The 13,351-nt window shown below is 50.3% G+C and carries 10 protein-coding genes; 5 read left to right on the top strand and 5 right to left on the bottom strand.

Features of this window, described 5'->3' with window-relative positions; translation table 11 throughout:
* Positions 1-93 precede the first annotated feature (93 nt).
* From C5O19_RS14675 to C5O19_RS14660, 4 genes are all read left to right on the top strand, one after another.
* Positions 94-1,926, top strand: a complete 1,833-nt coding sequence (locus C5O19_RS14675) for a 3-keto-disaccharide hydrolase (RefSeq protein WP_104713466.1) — start codon at positions 94-96, stop codon at positions 1,924-1,926.
* A gap of 49 nt (positions 1,927-1,975) precedes the next feature.
* Positions 1,976-3,985 carry a plastocyanin/azurin family copper-binding protein gene (locus C5O19_RS14670; protein WP_104713464.1) on the top strand — a complete coding sequence of 670 codons (2,010 nt, stop codon included), beginning with the start codon at positions 1,976-1,978 and terminating at the stop codon, positions 3,983-3,985.
* Between the two features lie 146 nt (positions 3,986-4,131).
* Positions 4,132-6,285 (top strand): S9 family peptidase, encoded by a 2,154-nt coding sequence (locus C5O19_RS14665; RefSeq protein ID WP_104713462.1) that lies wholly within the window; start codon positions 4,132-4,134, stop codon positions 6,283-6,285.
* A gap of 88 nt (positions 6,286-6,373) precedes the next feature.
* Positions 6,374-7,243, top strand: a complete 870-nt coding sequence (locus C5O19_RS14660; protein WP_104713460.1) for a TraB/GumN family protein — start codon at positions 6,374-6,376, stop codon at positions 7,241-7,243.
* 9 nt (positions 7,244-7,252) lie between these two features.
* Here C5O19_RS14660 and C5O19_RS14655 read toward each other — a convergent pair whose 3' ends face one another.
* Together C5O19_RS14655 and C5O19_RS14650 are read right to left on the bottom strand one after the other, a co-directional pair.
* Positions 7,253-9,160, bottom strand: coding sequence for a BamA/TamA family outer membrane protein (locus tag C5O19_RS14655; protein WP_133163372.1), 1,908 nt, complete (start codon positions 9,158-9,160; stop codon positions 7,253-7,255).
* 3 nt (positions 9,161-9,163) lie between these two features.
* Positions 9,164-9,703, bottom strand: a complete 540-nt coding sequence (locus tag C5O19_RS14650) for a GNAT family N-acetyltransferase (protein WP_133163371.1) — start codon at positions 9,701-9,703, stop codon at positions 9,164-9,166.
* Positions 9,704-9,823: 120 nt separating this feature from the next.
* On the opposite strand from C5O19_RS14650, the gene C5O19_RS14645 reads away from it, so the two are divergent.
* The gene (locus tag C5O19_RS14645) at positions 9,824-10,411 is read left to right on the top strand and encodes a Maf family nucleotide pyrophosphatase (protein ID WP_104713453.1); all 588 of its coding nucleotides are present in this window, start codon (positions 9,824-9,826) and stop codon (positions 10,409-10,411) included.
* On the opposite strand, the gene mtgA is transcribed toward C5O19_RS14645, so the two are convergent.
* The 3 genes from mtgA to C5O19_RS14630 all read right to left on the bottom strand — a co-directional run bounded on the left by mtgA (position 10,408) and on the right by C5O19_RS14630 (position 13,283).
* On the bottom strand, positions 10,408-11,118 hold the full coding sequence (gene mtgA / locus C5O19_RS14640) for a monofunctional biosynthetic peptidoglycan transglycosylase (protein ID WP_104713451.1): 711 nt from the start codon (positions 11,116-11,118) through the stop codon (positions 10,408-10,410). The genes C5O19_RS14645 and mtgA overlap by 4 nt on opposite strands.
* A 125-nt stretch (positions 11,119-11,243) precedes the next feature.
* Positions 11,244-12,383, bottom strand: a complete 1,140-nt coding sequence (gene hemW / locus C5O19_RS14635; protein WP_104713449.1) for a radical SAM family heme chaperone HemW — start codon at positions 12,381-12,383, stop codon at positions 11,244-11,246.
* Positions 12,384-12,512: 129 nt separating this feature from the next.
* Positions 12,513-13,283, bottom strand: a complete 771-nt coding sequence (locus C5O19_RS14630) for a class I SAM-dependent methyltransferase (RefSeq protein WP_094809834.1) — start codon at positions 13,281-13,283, stop codon at positions 12,513-12,515.
* Between the last annotated feature and the right edge of the window lie 68 nt (positions 13,284-13,351).

Below are 13,351 nucleotides of genomic sequence, written 5' to 3'. Positions count from 1 at the left end.
GATTCGTTTATCGAACGTTACGAACACCCCGGATGATCTGGGGTGTTCGTGCGTAAAATGCAGTAAGATACGTTTTTTCAAAACCTAGTTACAATGAAAATCAACTTGTTACCGAAAAATGAAACCAAGTGGCGGTGGATGTTGGGCTTAAGTATGGGTTGCTGGACAGCCCTCTCTGCTCAGACGCCTTTACCGCTGACGGACGTATCCGCTTTTAAAAATCCCACCAAAACCTGGAGTATTGTCGGAGGCGTAACGGGTTCTCCCAAAGACGCGGCTCTAAAAGGACAAAAGGGAACCGGCGTACTGCTGGCAACACCGGGCAAAGGAAGCAGTCAGACCGATTATCTGGTGACGAATACCGAACACGGCGATCTGAAACTGAGTCTGGATTTCATGTTACCGCAGGGGGCCAACTCAGGCGTGTACCTGATGGGCCGTTACGAAGTGCAGTTGTACGATAGTTGGGGTGTGCAACACCCGAAAGCTTCTGACTGCGGGGGTATCTACGAACGCTGGGACGAAAACCGGAAGCCCAACGGTTACGAAGGCCACCCGCCCCGCATGAATGCCGCCAAAGCTCCCGGCCTGTGGCAACACCTGGAAGTGGAGTTCGAGGCTCCGAAGTTTGATGGTTCCGGCAAGAAAATCGCGAATGCCCGGTTTGTGAAAGTAGTACTGAATGGTACGATTGTTCACCAGAATCTGGAAGTATTCGGACCCACGCGGGCCGCTTTGTTTACGGATGAAAAAGCTCGTGGACCGTTGGCCTTCCAGGGCGATCATGGTCCGGTAGCATTGCGAAATATTTCGATGGAGTTACTCGACAAGGCCCCCGTCACGGTGGGTCCAGTTCAGTATACATTTTATACGGGTAAATTTAATACCATTCCCAAGCTGGATACGATGAAGGCGAAACCCGTACGGACGGGTACCGCCGAAAAACTCAGCAGCGTACTGGCCGACGGAAGGTCTGATTTCCTCATTGTATTCAACGGAACGATCCAGGCTCCCGAAGCGGATAATTACCAGTTTATTTTGCAATGGATGGAACTGGGACAACTCATCATCGATGGCCGGACGGTGTTCGATGGCGAACTGTCCTTCGACAAGCCCCGTACTATCGATGTACCGCTAACCGCCGGGGAACATAAGTTTACCTTACTCCACGCCAAAAATAAATCCTGGCTGCCCAAAGTACTGGGGCTGTATGTGCAACGGAAAGGGTCTCATTTGCAGGAATTACACGGCTTTGGCTCCGTACCCGATACGGACCCCGTACCCGTCATTACGGTACATCCCCGCGACCAGGTCGAGCAGGTGCGTTCGTTTGTGTACATGCCGGGTTACAACGAAGGCGACGGTCACAAGAAACTTCGCGTGTTGCATTTAGGGGATCCCTCGGGCGTACACTACAGCTATGATCTCGATCAGGCCACGGTACTGATGAGCTGGCGGGGTGCGTTTATCAACATGAGCGACGCTTGGCACGAACGCGGCGAAGCCCAGACGGCTAGTCCGCTGGGATCACCCGTATTGGCTCTGTGGGGAACAAGTCCGCTGGGAATGGCGGGCAGTACCACGCCCGATTCAACGGCAGGACTGGTTTACAAAGGCTATCGCCTCGACGAAGTGGGCCATCCAACCTTCCGGTACCAGCTGGCGGGTGGAGAATTTACGGATTTCATTCGTCCCTATGAAAATGGACGGGGCCTGAGCCGCACCGTTTCGCTCAAAGATGGATCGAATTTGGCTTACCGACTGGCGAAGGGAAAAACGATTACCGCCCTCAGCAAAGGCCTGTACCTGATTGATGGTGACTACTACGTTCAAACGGGAGCGAAAGCTCAGGTAGTGACAAACAACGGCGGGCAGGAATTACGCGTATCGGGCAGTCCGTCCGTGCAATACGAATTGATTTGGTAAGACATCGGACCCCGACAAAAGGATCATTAGTAATCGCTTACGCATTCCTATGAAAAAGATATTCTGCTCCCTAGCCATAGCTTCGTTACTTGCGGTAAACGCTTCGTTTGCCCAGAAACCCTTAACTGAGAACGATTTCTACCAGTTGCGTACGTTGCCCCTGCCCGAGGATGCCATTCTGGAAGTGGGGGGGATGACCATCCTGCCCGACGGCCGCATGGCCGTAGCCACCCGGCGGGGTGAAATCTGGATGATCGAAAACCCGTACCAGAAAGACGGAACGCAACCCTATTACAAACGCTTTGCTCAGGGGCTGCACGAACCCCTGGGACTAACGTATCGCAATGGTTCCTTCTATACCTCAAACCGCGGCGAACTCACGAAAATTACGGATGAAGACGGCGATGGCCGGGCCGACGTTTACGAAGCCGTAACGTCATTGCCTATTGTGGGAAATTACCACGAGTATAGCTACGGTCCCGTGTTTGATGCGGACGGTAATATGCTCGTGACGCTGAACGTGGGCTGGGTGGGCTACGGAGCCAGCCTGACCAAGTGGCGGGGTTGGCTGGTCAAGATTTCACCCGAGGGTAAAATCGAGCCGATTTCGGCGGGTCTTCGCTCACCTTCGAGTTACCTGATCAACTCTTCCGGCGATCTGTTTTACTCAGAAAACCAGGGAGACTGGGTCGCTTCGGGAAAAGTTTCGCAATTGAAAAAAGGCAGTTTCAACGGTCACGGGGAAAGTTTGAAATGGACCTCTGATCCGGCCTCTCCGCTCAAACTCACCAAAGACCAGCTTCCCGATACGGGCGAGCCAGTAGCAACGGCGGGTGAGAAAATTCCGCATTATCAGTATCCGGCCTGCTGGTTTCCACACGTATTGATGGGAATTTCGACCGCAGGTATGGTCGAAGATGTGAACGGATATCTGGGGCCGCATTTCAAAGGTCAGTATTTCGTGGGTGACCAGGGGCACTCGAAAGTGATGCGGATGCAACTCGAAAAAGTGAATGGTGAGTATCAGGGAGCCTGTTTCCCCTTCCGGGAAGGCTGGGCTTCGGGTCTGCTGCGACTGGAATGGGGACTGGATGGTTCGCTAGTAGGCGGAATGACAAGCCGCGGCTGGTCTTCCACCGGAAAGGCTCCGTACGCCATTCAGCGACTGGTATGGTCGGGTAAAACGCCCTTCGAAATGCAGGAGATTCACTCCAAACCCGATGGGTTCGAGATTGTATTTACGAAACCCGTAGATAAGGAAACGGCCGCTAATCCGGCCAACTACAAGGTAGCCAGCTTTACCTACAAGTACCACCATCAGTACGGCAGTCCGATCATTAATACCGAAGAAAGTAGTATCAAAGGCATTGTCGTATCGGCGGACGGTCGCAAGGCTCGGTTGGTACTGGACGGTAGTTTCCGCAAGCACTACATTTACGAAATCAAGCCCGAAGGCGTAAAATCGGCTGATCAGGAATCGGTACTGCACCCGGTGGGGTATTATACGCTGAATGCCGTTGCTCCGGGCGATCAGGTGGCTGCCTCGCAGTTTACGCCTTTTAAAGCTACGGCTGCTCCGATGAACCACGAGCACGGGGCCATGCAGGCCAGTACGGGCAAAACGACTTCGACTGGAAAAGTAACTTCGAAAAAACGCGTAACGGAAATGCCCGCTGACTGGGCCGCACCCGATCAGGTACTGACGATCGGTACGAAACCTGGACTGAAATTTGACGTGACGGAATTGCAGGTAAAAGCGGGAGCAAAGGTGAAACTCGTCTTCAACAACAATGATGACATGACGCACAACTGCGTCATTGTTGCTCCGGGTTCGGTAGATGAAGTAGGGCAGAAGGCCATCGGTTTAGGTCTGAAAGGTCCCGATATGCAGTACGTACCCAACTCGCCCAAAGTGCTTTTTCACACGAATCTGTTACAACCAGAAAGCTCCGAAAGCCTGTACTTTACGGCTCCCACGCAGCCGGGTACGTATACTTACGTGTGTACGTATCCCGGTCACCACACGTTGATGCAAGGAAAACTAGTGGTCGTGAAGTAGCATCTGACTAGAATGATACCAATAAAAAGGAGCCCGGTAAAAGGGCTCCTTTTTGTATAAATAGGGGAAGTTATCAGCAGAAGTGGAAAATCTACGTACCTTTTCAACGTACTGATTCGTATGGCTCCTTGTCAAACCTTAGCCCCATGAAACTTTTCTACGTTGCTCTGTCTTTAAGTTGGGGTGCAGCTGTTTTTTCCTGTACCTCTTCATCCACCAAAGAATTAAATCCCGTGGCCAATCAAGACGCTTATCCTAAACCACCCATCGCCCCCAAGAAACCCCAAACGTTTACCGAACACGGGTATGAGCGGGTCGATGATTTTTTCTGGCTAAAGGACAAGAAAAATCCAGAAGTGATTCAGTACCTGAAAGCCGAAAACGCCTACGCCGATACGGTGATGGCACCCACTAAGCCTTTTCAGGAAAAATTATACAAAGAAATGCGGAGCCGGATCAAGGAAGATGATCAGTCAGTTCCCGTATTCATTAACGGATGCTATTACTACTCCCGCACCGAAACGGGCAAACAGTACGCCATCAATTGCCGGAAGAAAGGTAGTTTGTCGGCTCCTGAGGAAGTGACGCTCGACGGAAATGAACTAGCGGAAGGACATGAAGCCTTCATTCTGGCGGGAATTCAGATGAGCGAAGACCAAAACCTACTGGCTTTCCAAAGTAATACCACGGGTTCCTACGCCGAGTTTACGCTCAAAATCAAAGACCTCCGCACGGGCCAGATCCTGCCGGATGAAATCGATGATATCAGTGGTTTTGTGTGGGGTACGGATAACAAAACCATCTATTATCTTAGGTACGACGAAGCACTGCGGCCCTACCGGCTGTACCGGCATACGCTGGGTTCTAAAACCAAGGATGTGCTGTTGTACGAAGAAAAAGATGCTCTTTTTACACTGGGTGTCGGTCGTTCAAAGTCGAAAGAGTTTATCATCCTTTCCTCGGGCAGCTATACGACTTCGGAGGTACAACTGTTGCCGACCAGTCAGCCCGAAGGTAAGTTTGAAGTATTCCTACCGCGTCAGAAAGACGTAATGTACGGAGTCGATGTCCATCCGCAACACTTTTATCTGACGTACAAAGACAAGCAGAATCTCAACCAGAAAATTTACGAATTGCCCCGCAAGGACTATACGGATCGGAAAAACTGGAAGGAAATCGTACCGCACGATCCGAAGGTGAAAATTGAGGATACGGATGTGTACGAAAATTATCTGGTGATTGAAGTACGCAACGAAGGCTTGCTGGAAATGCGAATCCGGGAGTTAACTACTGGTACAACGAAATCCATTCAGTTTCCGGAGCCCGTGTATTCGGCCTTTTCGATGGGTTTACCCGACTTCAAATCAACTAAAATCCGCTACGGGTATACTTCGCTCAACCGGCCCATGAGTACGTTTGAGTACGACATGACTACTGGAGCTACGACGAAACTCAAGCAAAAAGAAGTACCCGGTGGTTTCGATGCGGAGGCCTACGAAGTGAAACGTCTCTGGGCCACGGCTCCCGATGGCGTGAAGGTGCCGATGGCCGTTGTCCACAAAAAAGGATTGGAGCTAGACGGCAAAAATCCGGTATTGATGACCGGCTATGGCTCGTACGGGTATTCTTCGGATGCGTATTTCGATTCCGATGTATTCAGTCTGGTTGATCGGGGATTCGTGTACGCCATTGCTCAGATTCGTGGGGGCAGTGACCTGGGCGAACAGTGGTACGAGGACGGCAAACTGCAGAAAAAGATGAACTCCTTCACGGATTTCATCGCCTGTGCCGAGTACCTGATTCGGGAAAAATATACGGCTTCCGATCGTTTCGCCATTCAAGGCGGTAGTGCCGGAGGACTGCTGATGGGTGCCGTCGTGAACCTGCGGCCCGAGCTATTCCGCGTAGTTATTGCCGAAGTGCCGTTTGTGGATGTCATCAATACCATGCTGGATACCAGTCTGCCGCTGACAACCCAGGAATACGAGCAGTGGGGCAACCCAACCGTCAAGGCGGATTATGATTACATCCGGCAGTATTCGCCTTACGATAACCTGAAAGCTCAGGCCTATCCGAATATTTTGGCTACGGGCGGATTGAACGATTCGCAGGTAGGTTTCCACGAACCCGCCAAATGGGTCGCCAAGCTGCGTACCCTCAAAACGGACCAGAACCTGACGCTACTGAAAATCAATATGGGTTCCGGTCACGGCGGGGCTACCGGACGATTTGATTACCTCAAGGAAGTGGCTTTTCAGTACGCTTTTATCCTGGATCGGATCGGCTGGCCTTTGCAATAATATGATCTTGAATTTAGCAGGAGAGCAACGTTTCTGACGTATCTTTCCTGCTAAACTGCTCGAACTAGTACCGCCTAAACATCCCACCATGAAGTATTTCAAACAACTCGGAGCGGGCCTGCTCCTGCTGCTTTCTTCCCACGCTTTCAGTCAAAAAAACACGCCTTCATTACTGTATGAGGTATCCGGGAAGGGCCTGACGAAACCCTCGTACCTCTACGGGACCTTTCACTTACTCTGTCAGAAAGATTTACAGATCAGTCCAGTAGCCTTGGAAAAACTCAAGGGGACCGAACAGCTGTACCTCGAAATCGACATGGATGATCCGAAGGAACTCTCATCGATGATGAGTAGTATGTACCTGAAAGGCCAGACGCTGAAAGACCTTGTTTCGGAAGCGGACTACGACTACCTCAATCAGTTTTTCAAAGATTCACTGAAGACCAATCTGGAAATGGTGAAGCAGATGAAACCCTTTATGCTGATGAGTATGATCTATCCGAAAATGCTAGGCTGTACGCCCGGATCGCCGGAGATGGTCTTCATGCAGAAAGCGACGACGGATAAAAAACCAGTTTTGGGTCTGGAAAAAGCAGCCGATCAATTTGCGGTTATTGACAAACCTGGGCCAAAAAAAGGTGCAGAGCAACTGGTTAAATACGTTCGGGAGTACGGTCACTCGCAGGAAGAATTCAATACCATGCTGGAGTTATATCGTAAGCAAGACATTGAAGCTTTGTACGAAGCCAGCGAAAAAGACCCCGATTTTAAAGATCAGCTACAGGATCTACTCTGGCAGCGAAACAGTAACTGGATTCCCGTGATTACGAAGTCCATTCACGAAAAGCCCAGTTTCATTGCCGTAGGTGCGGCTCACCTGGGTGGACCGAAAGGCGTACTGGCTTTGCTTAAAGAGCAGGGCTACACGGTAAAAAGCGTGAATACCCGTGCCAACTAAGTAAGGAAATTATTGCCGGGACGTACGGAACAAATCCGTACGATCCGGTGCTTCAATCCGGAAATCAGGCATGCGTAGAATCGACTCCCCGCTACCTTCAATTCGCAGGGGCGAGCGATTGCCGGGAATATTCGGATAATAACCCATCCGAATCTGAAAAGTATTAAAGTTCAGGTTTTCGTTTCGGAAGCGAAAGCCGATGCCATAGCCTTGGTACATATCGGCAAACAAATCCTTGTTGGAAAAGGAAAGAAAGCCTAGATCCGCCTGAAGGAACATGGCGGTACGAAAGCCGAATACCTGAAAAGGTGAAAAGAAGACGCTTTCCAAATTGATGACCAATCGTTTATCACCCCGCAAGAAATTACTGCGAATGCCCCGTAACCCTTCCTGATTATTGAGCGTCAGGTATTCGTACTGAAATCGATTGATTCCGCCCGTGTACCGTACGGTGATAAAATGGCGAAAATACGATCGCTTCACCGTCATGAGCGGACTAAAGTAATTGCCCTCTACATTGACCGTTCCCTGCTGAATTTGCCCATCTTCGAGGTAGCCTCCCAAGGAACCCAGCAGATAGATGTATCCCGCCTTTTTGTTTTGAAGATACGTACCATGAGCCATTCGCAGGGCTGAATACGTACGGATGCCTAGATCGGATTTTTCCTTACCCCATGTGAGCGAGGCCAGAAAACCAATCGGGACGTCTTCCGTCCGGCCAAAGGCGTAGATCAATACATCCCGCTGATAATTTCGGTTGGAATAACCAATACTACCCAGGTATTGCCGCGAACCGGGAAACAAATTCTTAGCACCGTCGGGTAGATTAGCCCGATTGGTGTAGCCGTATCCACTGGTTCGCAGCGCCACAATCAGCCGTGACCGCTGATCCAGTTTTTGGTCTTTAAAACCCAACCGAAACGCTCGACCGAACCAGGCATCCTGATAGCCGTACTTGACGTGAGCCTTAACCGTTGTATCGGAATTGGGGTCGATGAATACGAATTTGTTTTCAATGTAATACGATACTTCAAAGGCCCCCGCGTACTTGATTTCCGGACGAATGAAATCTTTTTGAATACGGCCCCCAAACTGCTTGCGGTCGCGAAAATAGTCGGCGTAAAACTGCGTAGTCGTGAGTGACCTACCAATGTAGGGCAGAGTATAGCGGGTAAAGAATTCGAAGGATTGGTACGGAGCTTCGCCGTTGTAAGCAATGCCGGTCTTCCAGGCATGTGCCCGACCCTGTACGTTTTTCTGTTCCACGGCTAGGTTGAAATTCGTTGGCCCGCCAACCCCGCCGTCGGGTACCAATGACCAGACGTCCTGCGTAATGACGAGTACATCCACTACATTGGGTTCGCCTTTGACGGGAATAACAAAAATTCGGGCGTCGTGAAAAATGGGTGTTTGGCGTAGAATCCGTTCGTTATCCCGCAGTACGTTCGGATTGACTTCATCGCCGACTTTAAAGAACAGTAAGGATTTTTGAATGATATTGGTCCGGGTATCGTGGTGGAGGCGGTTACCCAAACGTTCCACCCAGTTGGTGGCTATGCGTGCGGTATCGTAAACGGTAGGGCCGAAAACTTCCAGTTGCTTGATATCGATTTTACGAATCCGTTTCCCGTCGTAGGGTTTGAAGGGATTGTCCTCAATCTTCGAAACTGCCTGACTTTGAGCGTTGGTATTATACGGGTACTTAAAAAGAAAGTCATAAATACTCCCCGTCCAGTTTCGCTTTTTCATGGAATACCGAAGTTTGGTAAACCGAATGCTGTCCCGCTGGGTGGGTGTTAGGATCTTCGTGGAATCGACTACGGACGGAATGGGTTTCTGAGCCCTACACGCAAAGGGAATTGCCACAGTTCCGAGCAGAAACAGAGTCAGCAATCCGATGCGTAATGTAGTGATCAAGGTTTATAAACGTTTTACCATCCAATAGTCTCGCTGGCGGTCAAAGCCAAACAGAAAGTAGTGCCATCCCATCTTTTCAAAACCCATATGTTCGTAGAAATGAATGGCCGACTCATTCTTTTCCCAAACGCCTAAAAACACGGCTTGGTATTTTTCCTGACGAGCTTGTTCCAGACAGGCCTCGAGTAGCTGCTTCCCGATACCCTGTCCTTTGTACTGATCATACACGTAGATTCGCTGTAATTCTACGGCCTTGTATCCTTTTAGATTCCGGGGCTTTTCTGATTTACGGTTGAGTTTACAGTAACCCACCAGTTCTTCGTTCTGAAACGCCAGCCAGAAGGTGTTGTGCTTGGTATCAGCCAGTTCGGCCTGTACGCTGAGTTTGTGAAAGGCCTGACTGATGTAGGCGTCAATGTGTTTAGACTCGTTCTGTTCACCAAAGGCTTCCCGCATGGTCTCACTGGCGAGTTTTGTTAAAACCTTTGTATCTTCTTTCGTGCCCAGTCGGAGCTGAACCGGTACTTTTGCAATATCAATCATAACCAAGCTTAGTTCTGAACCGTAGTACAACGGTTCTATCCAATAAGTTGTTTAGCGTGCGACCAGCAAATGCATAGCGAGCAATCCCTGGGTATGACACAGCTCAAGAAAACACGAAGTATGCTTTCTCTTTCCAAACCATTGATTTTAGGGTCTAATTCACCGCGTCGTCAGCAAATCTTACGGGATGCGGGGTTTTCATTTCAGGTACAGGTGTTGCCCACTGAAGAAGATTTTCCGGAGGATATGCCCAGCCAGGACGTACCCGTTTTTCTGGCTCTCAAAAAGGCAGAAGCCTTTCGTTCCCTTCTGGAGAATAATCTGGTGTTGACGGCGGATACCGTAGTCCGAATCAACGAAAAAATATTAAATAAACCTATAGATGCAGCCGATGCCCGGCGAATGTTACGCCTGCTTTCCGGCCAGACGCACGAAGTAACCACGGGAGTATGCCTGATGAGTGCCGAGCAAGCCTGGAGCTTTGCCGATACGGCCCGCGTTCACTTTCGCGAACTGACCGAATGGGAGATCGACTACTACCTGGAAGCCTGCCGTCCTTTCGACAAAGCCGGGGCCTATGGCGTACAGGATTTCATCGGTATGGTGGGCATTGATCGCATTGAGGGATCGTATTTCACCGTAATGGGCCTGCCCATTCACCGAGTATACACCCAATTGGTGCAAGCAGGCTTTCTGCAAACGCTTTAAAAGATCAGGTAAGATTTACCGCCCAGTGCCCGCATTTGCCGGGAAATACTGTTAGTACGTCGCTGCACATAACTCGACGGCCGGGCAATGAGAAAGCGATTGGGGCTGGGTAATACGGCGGCAATGCGGGCCGCTTCGGTCCGCGTGAGTTGGGCCGCCGATTTACCGTAGTATCGCTGGGCGGCGGCTTCAACCCCAAAGGTCATGGGGCCGGTTTCGGCTACGTTGAGGTACACTTCCAGAATTCGCTGTTTACCCCAGATCACTTCAATAAGCAGGGTAAACCAGGCTTCGAGCATTTTTCGGAAATAACTGCGGCCCTGCCACAAAAACACGTTTTTCGCCACCTGCTGGCTGATGGTACTGGCTCCTTTGATGCGGCGGCCTTTCAGGTTATTCTTGAACGCACTGCCCATCATTTCAAAATCGAAGCCAAAATGTTGTGGGAATCGCTGATCCTCTGAAGCGACGACGGCCAGGGCCATTTCCGGAGAAATCTCGTCGTAAGAAGTCCAGTCGTAGTATAATTTTCCTCCGTTGGTAATCTTCCGGTCAATCATAGTCCAGGTAATGGGAATGGGAACGAAGCGAAAGACCAGCGTACCGCCGATCGAAAGGACGATAAAATAGAACAGTATTTTGCCGAAAAATCGAAGGACTTGTTGGGGCCAGGAACGATAGGTGTCAGGGCTTTTCGAGGCGGGCATACGTCAATAGCTAGTGGATCAAACCCGGGGTTGTACTGGTATTTCTCTTGGAAAGCAACCAACGGATTGAAACAAAAATAGTAGTGGAGTGACGTTTTTCGAGTAATGCGTCGTAAAAAAGCCCTCTAAGCCTCTACCCAGAAAAGCTCTTCGGCCACGCGATCCGCGAATAATTTGCCCGTTTCCGTCAAAAATAGCATTGAGCCTTCCCGGCGAATCCAGCCGTTCTGCTGGAGTGCGGGAAGGACTTCTTCAATCACGTGCAGGCCAGTTTCCGAAAGCTTGCGAATACGTTCGACGTCCGTTCCCCAGTGCGTACGCAGGCTGGTTAAAACGTATTCATTCACCAGATCCTGTTCGGTCAGGTTCTCGATTTCAGCCGGAATCAGGCCTTGCTGAAGGGACGCTACATACTGCGGATTGTTTGAGCGATTGTACTGACGCGTGCGAAGTCCGTCGTAACTGTGAGCGGAAGGCCCCACGCCCAGGTACGGATGTTGAAGCCAGTAGCTGCTGTTGTGCTGACTATGCCGTCCGGGCTGGGCAAAGTTGGAGATTTCGTATTGCTCGTACCCATGTTCCCGTAAGGTATCTCGCAAGATTTGGAACTGCTCGGCAGCAAATTCATCATCAATGGGAGCAATCCGTTTATTTTTCAGCCATTTACCGAAAACCGTTTGGGGCTCGATGGTCAGACAGTAGGCTGAAATGTGCGGTACCCCTAGGGCCATCGCTTCCGCCAGATCCTTTCGCCAAATAGCATGCGGATCGGTCTCAGAAGAAGGAATGGCGTAAATGAGATCAATCGTAATATTTTCAAAGCCCACTTCCTGGGCCATCCGCACGCAAGTACGGGCGTCCTCCGCTGAATGAATTCGGTGCAGGTGTTGTAAATGGGGCGTATGGAAAGACTGAATGCCAATACTGAGCCGATTGATTCCCATGCGGTGAAACAACGCTAATTTCTCCCGCGAAAGATCGTCCGGATTCGCTTCCAGCGTAATTTCTGCTTCTGGATGTACCCGAAAATGCTGATGAATGGTCTGGAAAATGTGCTGGAAGTCCGCTTCTTCCAACAGCGAAGGCGTACCTCCACCGAAATAAATGGTATCCAGCGACGAATCCGGCAGATAGGTTTTCCGTAGTTCGATTTCCAGGCAAATAGCTTCTACCATCTCCGTACGCCCTTGCAGGGAAGTGCTGAAATGGAAGTCGCAGTAATAACACGCCTGCCGGCAAAAAGGAACGTGGATGTATAAGTGCATGGAACGTTTGCAGTTTTCTGTTGTCAGTTTTCAGCTAGGAAGCCAACGCATGTCCGTGAACACAGCATGTTTCTGTGCCCCAGACTGCCTAACGTTGAAGAGATAAACAGAAAACCGCCAACTGAAAACTCACTTCGTTGCAACGTAAAAAAAGTCGAAACAATTCTCGGCGTCGTTGGTGAGGAAATAATCCTTGTACGTAATGTCGGAAACCAGGCCGGTGGCTGACTTCTGAATCAGGTTACGGCTCAGGCGGTTGGCTACGTCGTAAGGTACTTGCAGCAAACGGCGGGGGAGACGGTACTGGAGATTGAAAATATCAAACCGCGTAATCTTCTCCACCGATTTTTTATTCTGCTCGTAGTACTCCCACACTTTCTGGTTGCCGTGTACACCCTGCGTATCGATCGTCGGAAAGTATTTTAAGATCAGGTTTTTGAGTTCCGAGGCCAGGTATTCCCGCACGTGCCAGGGGTTCCGGGTCAGGGAATATTTCCTGTTGACGGTCGTCAGCAGCAGCTTTCCGCCGGGCTTCAAAACGCGGTGGGCTTCCCGAATAAAAAAGTCATCGTTTTCAATGTGCTCAATGACCTGAAACGTGACAATGAAGTCAAAATGATTGTCTGGCAGATCTTTGAGGGGCGGTAAGAACATGTCAATGAACTTGAAATCAGGGTATTCCTGACTCAGTTTGGTCATCAATGGTTCGTTTTTATCAACGCCCGTATAGTGTGTGACTGAAGGAGCCAGTACGCCCACGCCCCGTCCGGTACCGCAACCGATTTCCAGCACATTCCCGTGCACGATTCGGGCTGCTTCCATGTAGGGAAACAACAGGCGTTGGTGAACCGGGTTATCAGAAACCAGTTCGGAAGAGGCTATTTCGGTGGTTTTGTACATGATCGTATGAAAAACGGGGTGGAGGAATGCGGACGAATCCGTGGCTCCTGTTTCGATGGTAACGAGTA

The organism is Siphonobacter curvatus (genome assembly GCF_002943425.1).
Lineage (GTDB): Bacteria > Bacteroidota > Bacteroidia > Cytophagales > Spirosomataceae > Siphonobacter > Siphonobacter curvatus.
This window is presented reverse-complemented; position numbering and strand designations above follow the sequence as displayed.

Coding starts and splice junctions, on each gene's coding strand:
- C5O19_RS14675 (WP_104713466.1), top strand. CDS start 94: ATGAAAATCAACTTGTTACCGAAAAATGAAACCAAGTGGCGGTGGATG.
- C5O19_RS14670 (WP_104713464.1), top strand. CDS start 1,976: ATGAAAAAGATATTCTGCTCCCTAGCCATAGCTTCGTTACTTGCGGTA.
- C5O19_RS14665 (WP_104713462.1), top strand. CDS start 4,132: ATGAAACTTTTCTACGTTGCTCTGTCTTTAAGTTGGGGTGCAGCTGTT.
- C5O19_RS14660 (WP_104713460.1), top strand. CDS start 6,374: ATGAAGTATTTCAAACAACTCGGAGCGGGCCTGCTCCTGCTGCTTTCT.
- C5O19_RS14650 (WP_133163371.1), bottom strand. CDS start 9,703: ATGATTGATATTGCAAAAGTACCGGTTCAGCTCCGACTGGGCACGAAA.
- C5O19_RS14645 (WP_104713453.1), top strand. CDS start 9,824: ATGCTTTCTCTTTCCAAACCATTGATTTTAGGGTCTAATTCACCGCGT.
- mtgA (WP_104713451.1), bottom strand. CDS start 11,118: ATGCCCGCCTCGAAAAGCCCTGACACCTATCGTTCCTGGCCCCAACAA.
- hemW (WP_104713449.1), bottom strand. CDS start 12,383: ATGCACTTATACATCCACGTTCCTTTTTGCCGGCAGGCGTGTTATTAC.
- C5O19_RS14630 (WP_094809834.1), bottom strand. CDS start 13,283: ATGTACAAAACCACCGAAATAGCCTCTTCCGAACTGGTTTCTGATAAC.